21 protein-coding genes and 1 pseudogene are annotated in these 16,018 nt (G+C 41.9%); 16 read left to right on the forward strand and 6 right to left on the reverse strand.

Annotation, left to right across the window (positions count from 1 at the left end; genetic code table 11):
- Positions 1-422 precede the first annotated feature (422 nt).
- The 3 genes and pseudogenes from BWI96_RS10140 to BWI96_RS10145 form a co-directional block, all read left to right on the forward strand.
- Positions 423-644, forward strand: coding sequence for a DUF2798 domain-containing protein (locus tag BWI96_RS10140; RefSeq protein WP_106636534.1), 222 nt, complete (start codon positions 423-425; stop codon positions 642-644).
- 19 nt (positions 645-663) lie between these two features.
- Positions 664-792, forward strand: a complete 129-nt coding sequence (locus BWI96_RS22865; RefSeq protein ID WP_255400685.1) for a hypothetical protein — start codon at positions 664-666, stop codon at positions 790-792.
- 18 nt (positions 793-810) lie between these two features.
- A pseudogene (locus BWI96_RS10145) lies at positions 811-1,236 on the forward strand (Crp/Fnr family transcriptional regulator); the annotation flags it as partial.
- 57 nt (positions 1,237-1,293) lie between these two features.
- Here BWI96_RS10145 and BWI96_RS10150 read toward each other — a convergent pair.
- Complete coding sequence (locus BWI96_RS10150) at positions 1,294-1,593, reverse strand: helix-turn-helix domain-containing protein (protein ID WP_232793674.1); 300 nt, start codon at positions 1,591-1,593, stop codon at positions 1,294-1,296.
- A gap of 143 nt (positions 1,594-1,736) precedes the next feature.
- On the opposite strand from BWI96_RS10150, the gene BWI96_RS10155 reads away from it, so the two are divergent.
- From BWI96_RS10155 to BWI96_RS10165, 3 genes are all read left to right on the forward strand, one after another.
- Positions 1,737-2,336: a nitroreductase family protein gene (locus BWI96_RS10155; protein ID WP_106636536.1), complete on the forward strand. Its 600-nt coding sequence runs from the start codon at positions 1,737-1,739 to the stop codon at positions 2,334-2,336.
- A gap of 4 nt (positions 2,337-2,340) precedes the next feature.
- Positions 2,341-3,438, forward strand: a complete 1,098-nt coding sequence (locus BWI96_RS10160; RefSeq protein WP_106636537.1) for an L-dopachrome tautomerase-related protein — start codon at positions 2,341-2,343, stop codon at positions 3,436-3,438.
- 260 nt (positions 3,439-3,698) lie between these two features.
- Positions 3,699-4,247, forward strand: coding sequence for a cysteine hydrolase family protein (locus tag BWI96_RS10165; RefSeq protein ID WP_106636538.1), 549 nt, complete (start codon positions 3,699-3,701; stop codon positions 4,245-4,247).
- 75 nt (positions 4,248-4,322) lie between these two features.
- Here BWI96_RS10165 and BWI96_RS10170 read toward each other — a convergent pair whose 3' ends face one another.
- On the reverse strand, positions 4,323-4,790 hold the full coding sequence (locus BWI96_RS10170) for an N-acetyltransferase (RefSeq protein ID WP_106636539.1): 468 nt from the start codon (positions 4,788-4,790) through the stop codon (positions 4,323-4,325).
- Between the two features lie 539 nt (positions 4,791-5,329).
- Here BWI96_RS10170 and BWI96_RS10175 point away from each other — a divergent pair.
- Complete coding sequence (locus tag BWI96_RS10175; RefSeq protein ID WP_106636540.1) at positions 5,330-5,902, forward strand: Crp/Fnr family transcriptional regulator; 573 nt, start codon at positions 5,330-5,332, stop codon at positions 5,900-5,902.
- A gap of 1 nt (position 5,903) precedes the next feature.
- Here BWI96_RS10175 and BWI96_RS10180 read toward each other — a convergent pair whose 3' ends face one another.
- A complete protein-coding gene (locus BWI96_RS10180) occupies positions 5,904-6,275 on the reverse strand; it encodes a helix-turn-helix domain-containing protein (protein ID WP_106636541.1) in 372 nt (123 codons plus the stop codon).
- A 107-nt stretch (positions 6,276-6,382) separates the two neighbouring features.
- Here BWI96_RS10180 and BWI96_RS10185 point away from each other — a divergent pair, with 107 nt between their 5' ends.
- The 3 genes from BWI96_RS10185 to BWI96_RS21890 all read left to right on the forward strand — a co-directional run bounded on the left by BWI96_RS10185 (position 6,383) and on the right by BWI96_RS21890 (position 8,265).
- Positions 6,383-7,360, forward strand: a complete 978-nt coding sequence (locus BWI96_RS10185) for an NmrA/HSCARG family protein (RefSeq protein WP_106636656.1) — start codon at positions 6,383-6,385, stop codon at positions 7,358-7,360.
- A gap of 228 nt (positions 7,361-7,588) precedes the next feature.
- Positions 7,589-8,002, forward strand: a complete 414-nt coding sequence (locus tag BWI96_RS21885) for a hypothetical protein (protein ID WP_198555219.1) — start codon at positions 7,589-7,591, stop codon at positions 8,000-8,002.
- Positions 7,897-8,265: a type 1 glutamine amidotransferase domain-containing protein gene (locus BWI96_RS21890; protein WP_198555220.1), complete on the forward strand. Its 369-nt coding sequence runs from the start codon at positions 7,897-7,899 to the stop codon at positions 8,263-8,265. Before BWI96_RS21885 ends, BWI96_RS21890 begins: the two co-directional genes overlap by 106 nt.
- 67 nt (positions 8,266-8,332) lie before the next feature.
- Here the strand turns inward: BWI96_RS21890 and BWI96_RS10195 are convergent, their stop codons facing one another.
- Both BWI96_RS10195 and BWI96_RS10200 read right to left on the reverse strand, forming a co-directional pair.
- Positions 8,333-8,866 (reverse strand): NAD(P)H-dependent oxidoreductase, encoded by a 534-nt coding sequence (locus tag BWI96_RS10195; RefSeq protein ID WP_106636542.1) that lies wholly within the window; start codon positions 8,864-8,866, stop codon positions 8,333-8,335.
- Positions 8,867-8,878: 12 nt separating this feature from the next.
- A complete protein-coding gene (locus BWI96_RS10200) occupies positions 8,879-9,703 on the reverse strand; it encodes an SDR family oxidoreductase (protein WP_106636543.1) in 825 nt (274 codons plus the stop codon).
- A gap of 88 nt (positions 9,704-9,791) precedes the next feature.
- Between BWI96_RS10200 and BWI96_RS10205 the strand changes: the two genes are divergently transcribed.
- The 5 genes from BWI96_RS10205 (at position 9,792) to BWI96_RS10225 (ending at position 14,032) form a co-directional block, all read left to right on the forward strand.
- Positions 9,792-10,160, forward strand: coding sequence for a helix-turn-helix domain-containing protein (locus BWI96_RS10205; RefSeq protein WP_106636544.1), 369 nt, complete (start codon positions 9,792-9,794; stop codon positions 10,158-10,160).
- Positions 10,161-10,200: 40 nt separating this feature from the next.
- Positions 10,201-11,070 carry an AraC family transcriptional regulator gene (locus BWI96_RS10210; RefSeq protein WP_106636545.1) on the forward strand — a complete coding sequence of 290 codons (870 nt, stop codon included), beginning with the start codon at positions 10,201-10,203 and terminating at the stop codon, positions 11,068-11,070.
- A gap of 67 nt (positions 11,071-11,137) precedes the next feature.
- On the forward strand, positions 11,138-11,875 hold the full coding sequence (locus BWI96_RS10215) for an SDR family oxidoreductase (protein WP_106636546.1): 738 nt from the start codon (positions 11,138-11,140) through the stop codon (positions 11,873-11,875).
- 109 nt (positions 11,876-11,984) lie between these two features.
- On the forward strand, positions 11,985-12,791 hold the full coding sequence (locus BWI96_RS10220; RefSeq protein ID WP_198555221.1) for a helix-turn-helix transcriptional regulator: 807 nt from the start codon (positions 11,985-11,987) through the stop codon (positions 12,789-12,791).
- 83 nt (positions 12,792-12,874) lie between these two features.
- Complete coding sequence (locus BWI96_RS10225) at positions 12,875-14,032, forward strand: NAD(P)/FAD-dependent oxidoreductase (RefSeq protein WP_106636548.1); 1,158 nt, start codon at positions 12,875-12,877, stop codon at positions 14,030-14,032.
- 160 nt (positions 14,033-14,192) lie between these two features.
- Here BWI96_RS10225 and BWI96_RS10230 read toward each other — a convergent pair whose 3' ends face one another.
- Complete coding sequence (locus tag BWI96_RS10230; RefSeq protein WP_106636549.1) at positions 14,193-14,528, reverse strand: helix-turn-helix domain-containing protein; 336 nt, start codon at positions 14,526-14,528, stop codon at positions 14,193-14,195.
- A gap of 127 nt (positions 14,529-14,655) precedes the next feature.
- Here BWI96_RS10230 and BWI96_RS10235 point away from each other — a divergent pair, with 127 nt between their 5' ends.
- A complete protein-coding gene (locus BWI96_RS10235; RefSeq protein ID WP_106636550.1) occupies positions 14,656-15,603 on the forward strand; it encodes an NADP-dependent oxidoreductase in 948 nt (315 codons plus the stop codon).
- Positions 15,604-16,018 lie beyond the last annotated feature (415 nt).

Consider the following 16,018-nt stretch of genomic DNA (forward strand, 5'->3'; position numbering starts at 1 on the left):
AGGAAAAGGCTTGGCCCATGCGGGCCGGGCCGGTTTCAATCCAATTTGCTGAATACTTCCCTATCGTAAAAAATTAAAAAATAATACTGGGAAGTCATGAATAGAGGTATGTCCTTTATCTCAACAATTTCAATGCTAATTTCAAAAGCAAGTACAAAGCGATTGCGTTAGCAAGCTCACCGCGAACGATTACCCATCATGCCGACTGTTTTCGGTAGGTAGTACGGGTTTAGGAATCTGGGTAGGATGCACCGATTCCCTTTTTTGATTCCCCACAGCTAGCGGGCAAATGATGTCTGTCGGCTTCAATCTAGCGTAATTAGAAGAAACGTTACAGTCTGTTTCTTTTTTGATCTACATCAAGGTTTCCGCGGGCGGACTTCGGCACTTTTGCAGGGTCAATTATCGAAAACGTTGGTCCCATGAAGAATTATTTCAAGTACATCAACACCCTGTTTGTGGTGATCCCGATGACGCTGATCATGGCGTTTGTCGGCCTGATGCGTAACTATGGCTTTGGTCCCGATTGGGGCATGAAGTTTCTAAAGGCTTGGAGTGTCATGCTCCCCGTGGCGTATGGAGCTGCCTTCCTGATTATTCCTAACGCCCGTAAACTCGCGGAAAAAGTAACGAACAAATGGTAACTTAAGTAACACGGAGTGAATGCACGAACAACTAAGTCAGTACATTACCAGTCAGATCAAGGTCAATGAAGAGGAACTAAGGACGATTCTCTCGTATTTCAAGCCCCTGACCCTAACCAAAAACGAACTCGTGGTAACCCACGGATAAACCAGCCAGCGGACCTACTTCGTTGGCAAAGGTTGTTTACGCGTGTGCTTCATCGACGAAAAAGGACAGGAAGCCACCCGCTATTTTGCTTTCGAGAACCAATTTGCCACGGCTCTGGTCAGTTTTATTACCAGCGAACCTTCCGAAGAATTCATACAGGCGGTTGAACCCACGGAACTGCTTTACATTAGCCATACAGATTTCCATCAATTACTGGATACAATTCCGCAGTGGGAGAAATTTTATCGCTACTATCTGGAGAAGGCGTATGTGAACAACACCAAACGGCTGATGTCTTTTCTGATTCAGGATGCCGCCGAAAAGTATCGGCTGTTACTGGCCGAGAATCCAGTCATCGTCAGACGTCTTTCCAATAAACTAGTAGCCTCTTACCTCAATATTTCGCAGGAAACGCTCAGCAGGCTGAAAGCCAGAGTGAAATGAGGATCGTAACCAATCGTTTTCGAACAGCTCCAAGGTGTTTGTTACCGGATCAGCGGTTTATTCCACAACCTTTATCCGCTTGTTTCTCTCGGCGGTTTCCCTGCCCCAGCGTGCCACGGCTTCGAGTAAGGGGATAAGCGTTTTGCCGAAATCGGTCAGTTCATATTCTACCTTCAAGGGCGGTTTGCCGGTATGGACCGTCCGTTTAACCAAACCGTCTTCTTCCATTTCTTTGAGTTGTAGGCTTAAGGTCCGCTCTGTAATCACCTTACATGCTTTTCTTAGCTCACTATATCGTTTTTTTTCGATTAAGTGAATCAGAATTACTGCTTTCCATTTGCCGCCTATGTATTTCATTGTCAGGCTGGTAGTGCAGGGGAATTCCTTATCGTCTATACAATACATCAGTTACTATCGTTTTTGACCATTATTGCGAAGGTATGACACTATACTTAGTTTTGCAACTATAAAAAGTATAGTTAAATCAAAAATCGAAAACAATGCATTTTTCAGACCTTGCCAAAACCAGGTACACCACCAAAAATTATGATCCGAACCAGAAAATTTCGGACAGTAATGTGCAGCAGTTAAAAGAAATTTTACGGTTAAGCCCGTCATCCATTAATAGTCAACCGTGGAAAGTCTTTTTTATCGAAGACGAAAAAACAAAAAATGAACTGGCTGATGCTTCGTACTGGAACGCCCAACGAATTAAGGATGCAAGCCATCTGGTCGTATTTACCGCAATCGATGATGTCGAAAAATTTGAGCAGCAGATTAATGAAAATTTGCCGGTAGGTTCGGTCAATTACTACAACAATTTCCTGAAACCATTACCCGAAACGGAAATTAGATCCTGGCTACAGCATCAGGTCTATCTTTCACTCGGCTTTTTCCTGTCGGCCTGTGCCAGTATGGAAATCGACAGCACCCCCATGGAGGGGATTCAAAATGAAGAATACGACAGGATACTTCAACTGAACGGTTACAAAACGTTGTTTGCCGTTGCTGTGGGTTACAGGAATCCCGAAGACAGCAACCAGCCATCGCTGAATCCGAAATCGCGTTTGCCTTTAGACCAGATCATTCAATCTATTTAAAAACGTGAAGAAGTATGTGTTAGCTCTTAGCGTGCTGATAGGGGCAGATGCTTCTTCGCAAACGGTCAATTATGAGGTCTTTACCACGGTTGATCAATCTGTAGGAAACATTGCTTTCACTTATGCGGGCGATTTGGTATATAGCCACCATCCCTTTTTCAATCCTGCTTTCAGAGTAGTGCGATATGATGCTAAAAGTAAGACAACCACTCCGTTTCCAAATGAAAAATGGAACACGCCCAGACAGACAGACGACCATTTCCTGAGCAGTGTTTTAGGCATTCGTAACGATGAAAACGGTATAGTCTGGATGTTGGACATGGGGCATAGAAACGCTATCACGCCAAAAATTGTGGGCTGGAATACCATTACTGATCAATTGGAGCGAATTTATTACCTGCCCGAAACGTCGGTTGTTCCGACTTCTCAACCCAATGATCTGGTGGTGGATACCAGACACCATGTTTTTGTGATTGCGGACGAAGGCATTGGAAATGGCGGCAACGGCAGCACCGCAGCGTTGATTGTGGTGGATATGAAAACCGGTAAAACCAGAAGGTTATTGGAAGGGACAAGGACTACTTTACCCGAACATAAACCCACAGTAATCAAAGGAAAACCTTTGGAAATAAACGGTAAAAATATTTTAGTAGGTTGTGACGGTATTACCGTGGATAAAAATTTTGAATGGCTGTATTATGCCCCATTGAATGGCAGTAAGCTATATCGTGTAAGAATGGCCAATTTATTGAACGAAAGCCTACCTGAAAAAGAATTAGATCAAAAAATAGAAATCTATTCAGCGAAACCCAATAATGGAGGCTTAAGCATTGATGAGGCAGGAAATTTATATGTAACAGCCATGGAAACCAATAGCGTAGCGGTTATTCTGGCCAGAGACAAAAGCATACACCCAATCCTGACTGATGAAAAATTACTTTGGCCAGACGGCATAAGCTATAATACGGCAGATGGTTATATGTACGTTTCGGCGGCACAGGTTCATTTGGGAGCGATTTTCAATAAAGGTAAAAATTTGGCAAAAGTACCGTTTTATATTTTCAGGTTTAAGCCTATAGCGAAGGGCGTCGCGTATCGATAAGTCTACATCCATCCCAAATTGTTAACTCAAAAATATCGTTCAATTTTCCGAAAAAATCGCGGTTCTAAAAGAGTAGTCCGAATGTGTTTTGTTCGATATTTTGGTAGAATTTAGATTCAGAGGTAGAAATCTATTTTTTATCTTTGTCCTTATCGGTAAACATTACCGATAAATATGAATGGTACAATGGTAATAGGAATGAATTAACAGTTTAGCTCACATTACTTATAACCTTTCATACAAACGTATAGAACAAGCCCATGAAAACAGCTTTAATTTTAATTGATATTCAGAACGATTATTTCCCCAACGGAGCTAATGAGCTTGTCGGAAGCGAAGAAGCAAGCCTTCGGGCCAGGGAAATCCTGACCAGCTTTAGAAAGAAAAATGATCTTGTCGTACATATTCAGCATGTATCAACAAGAGCAGGCTCCACCTTTTTTCTCCCTGACACATTCGGAGCAGAAATGCACGAACATGTAAAGCCCCTTGAAAACGAAAAAGTAATCATCAAGCATTATCCAAATAGTTTTCGGGAAACAGAATTGTTGGTGTATTTGAAAGAGAACGATATTAATCATTTGGTCATAGCGGGGATGATGACCCATATGTGCGTGGATGCCACCGTAAGGGCTGCAAAAGATCTAGGTTATACCATTGAGGTTATTGCAGATGCCTGTGCAACAAAAGATCTTGAAGTGAATGAAATACCTGTAAAAGCGAAAGATGTTCAGACCGCATTTTTAGCAGGATTGAATTATTTCTACGCTACGGTTAGAACAACAAAAGATTATTTAGGCCACGAGTGAGGTTAGGAAAGAAAACCGCACTCTCGGGACTATTTCAAACGGAAAAACTGCTTTGGTAAAAGCTGGGCTGAAGTGCTAAATTAAAATATTGGTATCTCTAAACTCGGCTTTTACTTCATATCTCATCTTATAATGCAATTCCGTCTGTCCAACGGTTTGAAAGTTTAAGCTTTCGTAGAGTTTTTTAGCTCTATCATTAATTTTAAAAACCTGTAGTTCAATATTTTTTTTCTGTTCTATTGCATTTTTAATAACATCGAGAAGAACTTTAGTTCCAATTTTTTTACCTTGAAAAGATGTTTCGATGAGAATACTTTCAATAAATATACTATAATCGTTAACCAAAGTTGAAATGTAACCAACCTCGTGATTTTCGTTAATTATTATTTTAATTTTATTAGGGTCAAATTGTCTTTTATGAAACTCAAGCTGTACAGTATTGTCCCACCCCCAAATTTTCTCCACAAGTTGTCTCGTAGAATTTGTTTTAATTCTAAATGTCAATTCAAAGTCATTGTCGTCTGATTGTCGATAGGAAATCATTTTCTTTGTTTTGTCTTTTGATATAAATTATTTATTCACCAAAATTATAACATCTTGGTCACTTTATAGTTTATAATTTTCACATTCTTAATTACTGATGTTTCTGAATTATTCATTGTCTGTTTCGCTGTCGTCTTAAATTAACCAAACAGACTGTTTTTCCTGTACTGAGTCAGGCTGATATTTTTTATATTTTTTGAAAAATTTATTCAGATGACTTTCGTCAGAAAAGTTAAGAGTATGTTGGGAAATTGCAATAAGCCGAAATTGCAGCCCACTAGTAGTCGGTAAGTGCTTGCCACTGAGAAGTCATACGTTTGTTGCTTGGTCGCTACAAAGTTGGCCTGACTACCAGCTTATTGCAATTCTCCAATATATTCTAAATTATAATTTTCTACAGACTGGAGCGTATTTTATTAAGGTTTTAGAAGAATATTAAAGATAAACTAAGTAATGAATTAAATGTGGTGATTAAATAGTAAGTCGATACATTTGAATTGGTAAATTTTGCAATTTAAATCCTCAATCCATCATTTACAGTGAGCCACATTTTACGCCGGCACATCGAAGCGATTACTCCCATCAGCGATAAAGAGTTTGGCTATGTATTATCGCATTTTCAAACAAAAAAGCTCAAAAAACATCAATTTCTGGTGCAGGAAGGGGATGACGTGGTCAATGATTATTTCGTGGTTTCCGGCCTTTTGAAAGCGTATTTCGTCAACCCTGATGATGGAAAAGAACACATCATGCAATTTGCCTGGGAAGACTGGTGGATTACGGATTATCAGGCCTATTTTAACGAAGCGACCGCCACGCTGACTATTGATTGCATCGAAAATGTGGAAGTCCTGTGCCTTTCCCTCCACAACCGGGATAAAATCTGTGCGGAACTGCATCAAATGGAACATTTCTTCCGCCGGAAATCCAATGCCGGATACGTAGCCTTACAACGCCGGATTTTGTCGCTGCTCACCAGCTCTGCCAGGGAACGGTATGAGCAGATGCTCAAAAGTTACCCCTCACTTTTCCAGCGGGTTCCCAAATCGTATATCGCTTCTTACCTCGGGGTTTCGAGGGAAACCCTGAGCAGGCTTCGTACTTCGTCTTAAATTACTTGCTCAAAAACTCGCCTTTTTCGCTGACCACCTTATTGCCCCATTCCGTAATGGCTTCCAGAACGGGAGTAAACGATTTCCCGAAATCAGTCAGGCTATAGACAACCTTGACCGGTGGTTTTTGGCCATAGACTTGCCTGGATAGTAATCCGTCTTTCTCGAGTTGTTTTAACTGTAAACTTAGGGTCATTTCGGTAACAGAGGGCATTTCCTTACGAAGTTCACTATATCGTTTGGGTTCGTTCCGCAAATGGTATAGGATAACTGCTTTCCATTTTCCCCCCACCAAATCCATCGTGAGACTAACCGTACAGGGATAGGTTTTCTCGTTCAGTTTCACATAATCACCAATACATTCTGTTTTCATTACGTATCCTTTTTTGCACCTATCCATTTCGATAGATATTGTAAAAGTAGGGTGCTCAAAATAGTTTTGCAACTATACTAATTATAGTTCAAATGGATGCTAAAACAATGGGGTTAAACGTAAAGGAAACAGGCTTGGAGGAACCACATGACAAGCCGCTCATTACGGTCGTTGGGGTTTTGGGAAAACAGGGACAGAGTGCTGCACACGCGTTGCTGGAAAGCGGGCGGTACCGTGTACGCGGCATTACCCGCCGTATTCATTCGCCGGAGGCACTCAAATTGGCAGAAAAGGGCGTTGAACTCATCAGTTTGCCCCTCGACCTCGGCTATCAGGACAAGTTTGTGCAGGCATTCAGAGGCTCTGCTGGCGTTTTCCTGATGACTCCAAACATCGTCCCGCCAGCGACGCACGAATTTGAGTTGGGCAAACAGCTGGCCGATGCCGCCGTTGAAGCAGGGGTACAGCATATTGTTTTCAGCAGCCTGGAAAACGTCGATGAAAGATCCGGTGGAAAACTGTTCGCTCCCCATTTTACAGACAAAGCCCGAGTAGAAGCCTATATCCGAACCCTGCCCTTAACCAGTTCATTCATCTATATGGCTTTCTTTTTCACCAACCTGATCGAGTTTTATACGCCCCGGTTAACAGGTGATACGCTTGTATTTCCGATTTATTTGCCCAAAGATTTCCGTGCCCCGTTTGTTGATCCGCTTACGGCAACCGGACCTGCTGTTTTGGAAATGTTTTCCAATCCTGATCAATATTCTGGTAAGTCCTTACCCGTCATCGGCGATCTAATTTCCCCAGAGGAACTAGTGGAAACCTTTACTAAAGTTACCGGACAAAAAGCGGAATATAGCTCTGCTTATTCACGGGAAGAAATGCTCAGTCATTTCCCCGAATTCGGTTCAAACGAGGCTTTAGTACAGGAAATTTTGGGGATGACTGCCTATGCGGTTGAATATGGATATTTTGGCAAAAACCGCGACCTGGAATGGAGTCGGCAGATGAATCCCCAAAGTCTTACCTGGGAGCAGTTTCTTCGACATACAGGCTGGACGGGTCAAAAATGGATGTATTGATGAGGATCATAAGGTCCATGATTACGATCAGAACCAGCAGTTAGTGTGATCTACATCACACCAAATTTGTGATTTACCTCCTGTGCTGAATTTTCCATTTTGCTGAATTTTGTCCTGTCAGTAAGGTCAATGAAAATGAAAGGATTCACCATTTCAGCGGTTTTAACGGCGTTCAGTGTTTTGGCATTTTCAAATCACTTGCAGGCCCAAAACAACCATTCAGTACGTATGGAAAAGAAAGTTTTATTCGTGGTTACGAGCCACGACAAGAAAGGCGACACCGGCCAGCCCACCGGTTATTATCTGGGCGAAGTATCGCATCCCTGGGACGTATTGCATGCTGCGGGTTACGAGATCGATTTTGTGAGCCCGAAAGGGGGCAAAGCACCCGTAGATGGCCTTAACCTGGACGATGCCGTCAACAGAAAGTTCTGGGAAGATGAAAAGTACCACCACAAAATTGAACATACCTTAACGCCTTCAGAAGTAAAACCTGAAGAGTACGCAGCCATTTCTACGCCGGCGGACACGGAACCATGTGGGATTTTCCCGAAAATGAAGCCCTGGCAGCAATTGGGCGGAAGATCTACGAAAACGGCGGTGTGGTCAGTGCCGTTTGTCACGGGCCATCGGCACTGGTGAACGTTACGTTGAGTAATGGAAACTACTTGGTGGATGGAAAAAAAGTTAATGCGTTTACCAATGAAGAAGAAGTGGCCGTGAAACTGGATAAAGTGGTTCCGTTTCTCCTGGAGGAAAAGCTGAAAGAGCGAGGAGCTCTATTTGAAAAATCAGGGCTTTGGCAACCCCACGTGACCGTTGACCAGCGGCTGGTTACGGGACAAAACCCGCAGTCGGCGAAAGGGGTGGGGGAAGCGGTTTTGGCGGAATTGGAAAAACAATGATGATCCTTACCACAAACTATTTCGTGACCATGTCGGGCAATTGCCCGTACATGGTCTGTTTGTTATATCATCCTAACGTTTCGATAAAACTGAGGTACCCCGGAATGCTCTGCTCTGCCCATTCCTTGGTTGCGTTGTGTTCCATCCCATAATAGGCGTAGAAAGACCGGTAATCGGCTTTTACATAGTCAAAAGTCAGTTCAAAAGGTCGGGTTAGTTCCTCCAGCGTATATTTATATTTTTTCGTTGGCATAAATTCATCTTCAGCTATTCCGGCAGATAGGACCAACGCAATTCTTTTCCCAGCCATTTTATAGCCGCTTTTGCTTCCGTAGGCCCAGCCACGGATTAATACCTCGTCAAACCATTTTTTCAGGAGCGGTGGCGAACTAAACCAATAGAGTGGAAATTGAAATATGATTTTATCATATTGCTCTATTCGTTGTTGTTCCGCCCGTACATCAATCTTTTCGTCCGGGTATGCGTCGTATAGTTTATGGATAGTATATTTTTCCGGTTGTTTCTCTAATTCTTCTATCCACCTTTTATTAATGACCGAATGGGTAAGATCAGGGTGGATCACAATAATCAATGTTTTCATGAAGTAATCGTGTTAGTCAATAGAAAATTTGCTGCCGATCACATCAAGGTAATCGTCAATAGTATGGTTGGATCGAAGCTGTAAGATCTCGGCGGTATCGCTGCCCACGGGATTACGAAATGAGTTAATCTCACCAATCGCTAGTTTATAAATGGTCTCCACAACATCCGTTATTGCCGTATGGGGCGAATGCGGATCGGTCAACTTGGTTGCCAGAACCTTACTCAGGTTGGCGTTTATGCTGTTGTAGACCGGGTCTTTATCGGTCGGAAACAGGATGGCATTATCAACCAGGGAAGACTTGAAACCGCCCGGTTCTACCAGATGAATATCAATACCCAATGCTTTCAGTTCAAAGAAAACTCCCTCCGTTAGCCCCTCCAAAGCAAATTTGGACATGGCATACACCGAAGCCAAGGGTATATCAACGGCCAGTCCCGACAAAGAACTTACGTTGATAATCCGGCCTTTTCCCCGTTTTCTATAGTAGGGGATGAGGGCTTGCAGCATCCTGATCACGCCCAGCACATTTACCTCAAAGATTTGCTGCACCGCGTCTATCGTGGTGTCTTCTAATGAGCCTAAGACAGCTCTGCCAGCATTATTAATCACCAGATCCATTGTTGACGCGGACTGGTGCAGCTCCTCAAAAAGTGCAGTTACGCTTGCTGCATTGGTGACATCCAGTGGTTTTTCAGACACATTTTCGTAATCTTTCCACATTCCTTTCGGCTTCCGGCTCGTAGCGATGACCTGCCAGTTGTGATGGGCAAAATGTTGCACCAGTTCCTTGCCCAACCCTGAACTTGTGCCCGTAATCAATACCGTGGGGTTCATATCACTAATTTTCTTACAAAGGAAAATCAGCAACAGCTACTTCCGTATATTGACGACTAATTGTAAGGTACATACAAAAATGTTAGTGATGAGTAAGATCAAAGAAAGCTCTACCAATTTTCAGAACAAACAGCTTTTAACGGATGAATGTGACGAGATCTATTCCGTAAGCCTCATTGGTGGCCAATGGACACTGGCTATCTGCTGCCATCTTGCCAATGGAAAACTACGCTTTGGCGAACTGAAAAAAAGAATCCCGAACATCACCGAACGGATGCTCACGTTGCAGCTCAGGAAAATGGAAGAAAATAAACTCGTGACGCGTACCGTATATGCAGATGTTCCTCCATGTGTTGAATACGAGCTTACGCCTATTGCCCAACAGCTCATTCCTATCATAAACCAACTGGCAATGTGGGGAAAGGAACATAAACAAAGCATTTCCATGGGAGCGTAGTGAAATACCATTTGTATGACTAGTCATAATAGCAGACCATATGCAAGGAACAAACGAAAAATATGAAAACGTACCGAATGATGAGTTGAAGATTAAAATTAACTCCAACGATAATCCTTATCCTGCTTCTGACATTCAGCAAAAATTTCTGCAACCTCGTAGGTTGACTTCTTATTTTGTCGTTTTAATAGACTGCGGTTCTGTTACTTATAAATTAGACTTACAGGACATTACGGTCACTAGTGGCCAATTGCTTTTTGCAATGCCAAATCAAATTTTTGAACCCCCTACGATAACAGGTAATCTTAAATACTTCAAGGTATTATTCGATGAAAATACCTTGTCATTATTGCCCCAATACTTTCCATTTTTAGTTAATCCGTTACATACACAAATTATCAATTTTGATGCTCCTGCAAGAGGAAGAATAAAAAAAGTTTTTGAAATTATAAATCAGATACTTTCTATAGATAAACATTCAACCGACTCAGAAATAAAACTAGCCTACTTGAGTTTACTGTTGTCAGAATTAAATAGTGCGTATTTTAAATATGAACCAGTTACTGTTGTAAATGCCAATTTGTTAAAGTTTGTTGAGTTTAAATTAATGGTGGAAATGCACCTGGTAGAACAACCATCTATTTATACAATTGCCGAGAAATTAGCTTTAAGTACAAACAGCTTATACCGGCTCGTAAAAGAATATTCTGGAACATCGCCCAAGGATTTTTTTACAAACCGTTTAATGATAGAAGCTCAGCGGAAACTACGTTATTCTAATCTTTCTGTAAAAGAAGTAGCGTATGAGCTAGGATTTAATGATCCTGATTACTTTTCAAGACTTTTTAAAAAATGCACGGGGAAAAGTGTAAGTGCGTTTTTAGCCCGGCAAGATTCGTCAAGATCATAAATGGATTTGTCCAGCTTCCCTGTTTTATAGCTATCTACTTTTGCTTTGTTAATTTAAAAGCAAAGAAATGAAATCAGCATTAGTAACAGGAGCTAACAAAGGCATTGGCTTTGAAGTAGCAAGGCAACTTGCTCAAAAAGGAACGTATGTTTATCTCGGCAGTCGCCAAGTAGAAAATGGTTTAGAAGCCGTTGATCAATTGAAAGCGGAAGGGATAAATAATGTAGAAGCCATTCAACTTGACATAACAAATGATGAATCGGTAAAAGAAGCCCGTATAGAAATAGGTAAGAAAACAAAATCATTGGATATTCTTATTAACAATGCTGGAATCTACGGTGGCTATCCGCAATCTGCGTTTGATGCAACTATAGAGCAGTTTAAAGAGGCATACAATGTCAATGTTTATGGAGTAGTAAGGGTTACACAAGCATTTATTGATTTGCTGAAAAAATCTTCTGAACCTCGTATTGTCAATGTTAGTTCAAGTCAAGGTTCAATTACCTTACACAGCGACCCCTCTTACAAGTATTATGACTACAAAGGTGTCGTTTATCTTTCTTCAAAAGCGGCCTTGAATATGTATACCGTTGTATTGGCATACGAACTGAAAGATACCAATTTCAAAATAAATGCCGTTTGCCCTGGATATACGAAGACAGATTTCAACGGTCACCGAGGTCTGGGTAGTGTGGAAGATGCAGGAAAGCGAATTGTAAAATATGCGTTAATGGATAGGGATGGACCTACGGGGAAATTTTTTAGCGAAGAAAATAATCCTGAAACGGGAGAAATTCCTTGGTGACAATCAGAGCTCTAGTCAATCGTAGCCCCGTTTTTCGGGGCTTTTTCATTCAAAACACGCTAACTTAACCCGCCTTGCCATACATACCATTATGAACGGGGGAAATTTAGTGCTCACTTTAGAACAGTTATGTAATCAGAACTCAACGTCCCTTCGTAGAAAGCGGTTACATCAAGATGACTATTATCTGTTTTTTCTCCAGGAGAGCGGTAGCCTGCAAATAGCTCTGGGCTTTCAAGTGCTGGAACTGAAGCAGGGAGACATGCTATGCGTATCGCCTGGGCAACTCCATGCAGCCCTATCCGCGACCGATTCCGTTACCTGGGTTCTCTCCGTTGTACCCGCATTATTGAGCATTAATGATCAAGCTGTTTTTAGATGGGCTTCTGACCAGTATGAGCCTCTTCCATTACCAGCGTTGTATGTGGAGTTATTGATTCAGGGGTACAGGTGGACTAATGAACTTGCCCGCGTAAACGTCACTCAGGAAATTTCCCAGCAGCTACGTGCTACAGCTCTTCAGGCTTGCCTTCGATTGTTAACGGTTCATTATGAGCAACGTAAAGCTCATGTAAAGAAGGTTCAAACACGCCCGGAGTTACTGATACATTCCTTTCAGGGATTAGTCGCTCAGTCGTTCAGAACGGTGAAAAGTCCGGCGGCCTATGCCTCACTTCTTCATGTGTCTGCTTCTTATCTCAATGAAGCTTGTGTGCAAGTTACAGGCCACCCACCCGGCTACTGGATTCAGCAACAGATTCTGGAGGAAGCCAAAAGATCGTTAGGCTACTCGGAATTATCGGTTAAAGAAATTGCGTATGCATTAGGGTATACCGACGTAGCCTATTTTTCTCGAGTGTTTACCCGTCTTGCAGGGGTATCGCCCTCCTTGTTTCGCCAGACTTCCCGCAAATAGTACAACACTTCCGTTGTTTCTGACATGGTGTACGACAAGTCGATGCCGGTACTTTGCTACGTTGTTATACGCTAGCAAATTTTATGAAAAAGACATCACTTCACGTAGCTATTATCGGGGCCGGATTGGGGGGACTTTGCTTAGCCCACGGTCTGAAGAAACACGGTATTTCGTTTTCTATTTTTGAGCGGGATGATTCGCCTACGAGCCGACCACAGGGCTACCGCATTCGCATCGACCATACGGGACAATCCGCTTTACAGCACTGTCTATCGACATCGGCATACACGGCTTTTGTATCTTCCTGTGCGTTGCCATCGACTCATGTACAAACCCTAACGCCACAACTCAAGCTCATTGATCGATGGGTAGAAGCCTGGACGGCTAATGATTTTGATAGCCCCGATCTCAAGGCCGACAGGACCGCCATGAGGCAAGTGTTGTTAGAAGAAGTACAAGACCGGGTATATTTTGGTAAGAAGTGGATGCATTGCGAAGTAGTATCGACGAAGTTGATCAGATCTTATTTTGAGGATGGGAGCACATGCGATGCCACACTACTTGTGGCTGCTGATGGAGCCATGTCGCCGATCCGGGAAAAATACATGCCCCACATTCAAGTTCAACCTACTGTCAATCAGTGCATTTACGGTAAAACGTTATTTGATCAGATAACGACGTTACCCGCACATTTTTACACGGATACTCAAATCATTTTTGGTAATGGTTTATCGGCTATTATTGAAGCCATGTCATTTGAGGATAGGTCATCCCGCGAGCCGTACATTTATTGGGCAATCATTGGCCATGAGCAGTATTTTGGGGTAACAAAGCAAGTGCACGAAAGTAGAACCATAGATGTAGATCAAATTCTGGCGAACGCCACGGCTGGGTGGCATGCCGATCTAGTAGCCTTGTTTCGTGCAGCCGATTCTGCTTCTGTAGTCATGACTAGTGTAAAGACATCAACACCTGCATTACTTGATACACTACCTAATCTGACTGCATTAGGCGACGCGGTTCATGTGATGAGCCCGGCAGCGGGGTTGGGAGCTAACACGGCCTTGCATGATGCCAGACTACTAAGTGACTGCTTGTCGCGTGTACAGGCAGGCGAAAAAGAGTTATCAGAAGCACTGGGTTGGTATGAAAAAGCGATGATATGTCACAGCATGGCTGCGGTAGCTGCTTCTCAAAAGGGCGGGCAAACCCTATCTAACCCGACTGATAACCGTGAATAATCAGGGTTTAGGCTGCTTTTACGTAGTATGGAGTTAGCTCTGGTATCAGTCAACCATTTCGTCCTGATTTGTTCAGGATCATCTCATCTTTGCCAAACCGCCCGGCGGCCCAATTTGGCAAAGATGGGATGGGAAGATGAATTCACGGATCAATAATAGCCTATGGAACGTCCTTCTTTAATTGACGCGTTCCCCAATCTTTTAAATGTTCAATAAATGGGGTAAGTTCTCCGCCCGTTTCAGTGAGAGCGTATTCCACTTTGGGCGGGATTTCGTGGTACACTTTCCGAGTGATAAGCCCGTCATCTTCTAATTCTCTAAGCGTTTGCGTTAACATTTTGGGTGTTACGTCAAAAAGCGATTTTCGGAGCTCACCGTATCGCATGATGGTATTTAAATGCAGATACCAGAGTATTCTGCCTTTGTATTTTCCGCCAATTCTACGAAAAGCGTAGTCAACCGGACAGGAAGGTTCATTAATAAATTTTTTGCTCATTTGTAAATTTAATTAATTGGTTTTCAATGTTGGTATATTTTTAGTTCGTAGGTTACAAAATAGTGCATACTTGTCACAAGTATACTGGTAAATTAGTTTTGCCTCACTAATTATTAAAAACCAGACGATGAAAGCATTTATTTTACAAGAGGCAGGAAGTGTGGATAAACTTATGGCCTCAGAAGTTGAAACTCCTATTATCAAAAGCGACGAGGTTTTGGTAAAAGTAGTAGCAATTAGTATAAATCCTGTAGATGTAAAGGCAAGAGCTAACGAAGGTATTTTAGATTGGATTTTTGGAAAAAACAGACCCGTTATCTTAGGTTGGGATATTTCTGGTATCATTAGTGAAACAGGAATTAATGTGAAAAATTTCAAACCGGGAGATGAAGTTTTTGGAATGGTGAATTTTTTCGGAAACGGTAAAGCCTATGCCGAATATGTGGCTTCGCCAGCAACTCATTTGACGTTGAAACCCGGTAATGTAACCCATCAACAAGCGGTAGCTACTTCAATGGTTGCTTCCACCGCTTATCAGGCCTTGGTAGACGTTGCCCAAGTAAGAAAAGGCGATAACGTATTGATTCACGGAGCTTCGGGAGGTGTAGGGCATTTAGCTGTGCAAATTGCCAAACATCTTGGAGCTTATGTTATCGCAACTTCGTCTGCCAAGAACAAAGAATTTTTACTCAATATGGGTGCAGATAAGCATATCGATTATACCCAAGAAAAGATTGAAGAAGTAGTAAAAGATGTCGATATTATTCTTGATACTGTAGGCGGAGAAACGTTGATGAACTCGATACATAGTATCAAAGACAGCGGTGTTATAGTTACTTTGCCTTCGCCTGAAATACCCCAGGAATTACTTGAAGAAGCATCAAAAAAAGGAGTAAAACTTATTTTTCACATGGTAGAATCTCGAAAAGACACCATGGATGCAATCGCTTCCCTTCTAAAAAAGGGTGTAGTAAAGCCTCATATTTACAAAACTTTTTCGTTTGAAGAAATAAGAGAAGCTCATTTGGAAGTAGAAACAAACCGGGTAGTTGGAAAAGTGGTGGTAACTATTTAAAAGTAAGAGCAAATAGCCTTTTTATACCAATGATTTATTTTCTATTATGGTGATTTAAAATTGAAAAGGTTTTACCTATTATTTATGTTGAAAAATAGTAGGTAAAACCTTTTTTTAACTTATAAAAAAGAGTTAATACATTTTGAATTATTAATCCCTATCAAATAAAAACAGTAATTCAGTTTTCTAAACAAAAGTAACTTTCAATGAATCCTATTAATGTGTTTTTTTGATCTCTTCTTCGGAGAAATTTACTGCCTTGCCTAGTGGAAAAAATTGTTAAGCTCAATTGCCGGATTTTTACCTCTTTGCTACGCACGCAGCTCTGCTCAAACTTTACAGTAACAGTTCTGGTGCCCTCAAAATGACTAATAGCCTCGTTTGGTAAATGGGCCTGGGTATCGATTTGCCATAG

Origin of the sequence: Siphonobacter sp. SORGH_AS_0500, from assembly GCF_002838835.1 — a bacterium.
In the GTDB taxonomy this organism is placed as follows: domain Bacteria; phylum Bacteroidota; class Bacteroidia; order Cytophagales; family Spirosomataceae; genus Siphonobacter.

Coding starts and splice junctions, on each gene's coding strand:
- BWI96_RS10140 (WP_106636534.1), top strand. CDS start 423: ATGAAGAATTATTTCAAGTACATCAACACCCTGTTTGTGGTGATCCCG.
- BWI96_RS22865 (WP_255400685.1), top strand. CDS start 664: ATGCACGAACAACTAAGTCAGTACATTACCAGTCAGATCAAGGTCAAT.
- BWI96_RS10150 (WP_232793674.1), bottom strand. CDS start 1,593: ATGAAATACATAGGCGGCAAATGGAAAGCAGTAATTCTGATTCACTTA.
- BWI96_RS10155 (WP_106636536.1), top strand. CDS start 1,737: ATGCATTTTTCAGACCTTGCCAAAACCAGGTACACCACCAAAAATTAT.
- BWI96_RS10165 (WP_106636538.1), top strand. CDS start 3,699: ATGAAAACAGCTTTAATTTTAATTGATATTCAGAACGATTATTTCCCC.
- BWI96_RS10170 (WP_106636539.1), bottom strand. CDS start 4,790: ATGATTTCCTATCGACAATCAGACGACAATGACTTTGAATTGACATTT.
- BWI96_RS10180 (WP_106636541.1), bottom strand. CDS start 6,275: ATGAAAACAGAATGTATTGGTGATTATGTGAAACTGAACGAGAAAACC.
- BWI96_RS10185 (WP_106636656.1), top strand. CDS start 6,383: ATGGGGTTAAACGTAAAGGAAACAGGCTTGGAGGAACCACATGACAAG.
- BWI96_RS21885 (WP_198555219.1), top strand. CDS start 7,589: ATGGAAAAGAAAGTTTTATTCGTGGTTACGAGCCACGACAAGAAAGGC.
- BWI96_RS21890 (WP_198555220.1), top strand. CDS start 7,897: ATGTGGGATTTTCCCGAAAATGAAGCCCTGGCAGCAATTGGGCGGAAG.
- BWI96_RS10195 (WP_106636542.1), bottom strand. CDS start 8,866: ATGAAAACATTGATTATTGTGATCCACCCTGATCTTACCCATTCGGTC.
- BWI96_RS10200 (WP_106636543.1), bottom strand. CDS start 9,703: ATGAACCCCACGGTATTGATTACGGGCACAAGTTCAGGGTTGGGCAAG.
- BWI96_RS10205 (WP_106636544.1), top strand. CDS start 9,792: ATGAGTAAGATCAAAGAAAGCTCTACCAATTTTCAGAACAAACAGCTT.
- BWI96_RS10210 (WP_106636545.1), top strand. CDS start 10,201: ATGCAAGGAACAAACGAAAAATATGAAAACGTACCGAATGATGAGTTG.
- BWI96_RS10215 (WP_106636546.1), top strand. CDS start 11,138: ATGAAATCAGCATTAGTAACAGGAGCTAACAAAGGCATTGGCTTTGAA.
- BWI96_RS10225 (WP_106636548.1), top strand. CDS start 12,875: ATGAAAAAGACATCACTTCACGTAGCTATTATCGGGGCCGGATTGGGG.
- BWI96_RS10230 (WP_106636549.1), bottom strand. CDS start 14,528: ATGAGCAAAAAATTTATTAATGAACCTTCCTGTCCGGTTGACTACGCT.
- BWI96_RS10235 (WP_106636550.1), top strand. CDS start 14,656: ATGAAAGCATTTATTTTACAAGAGGCAGGAAGTGTGGATAAACTTATG.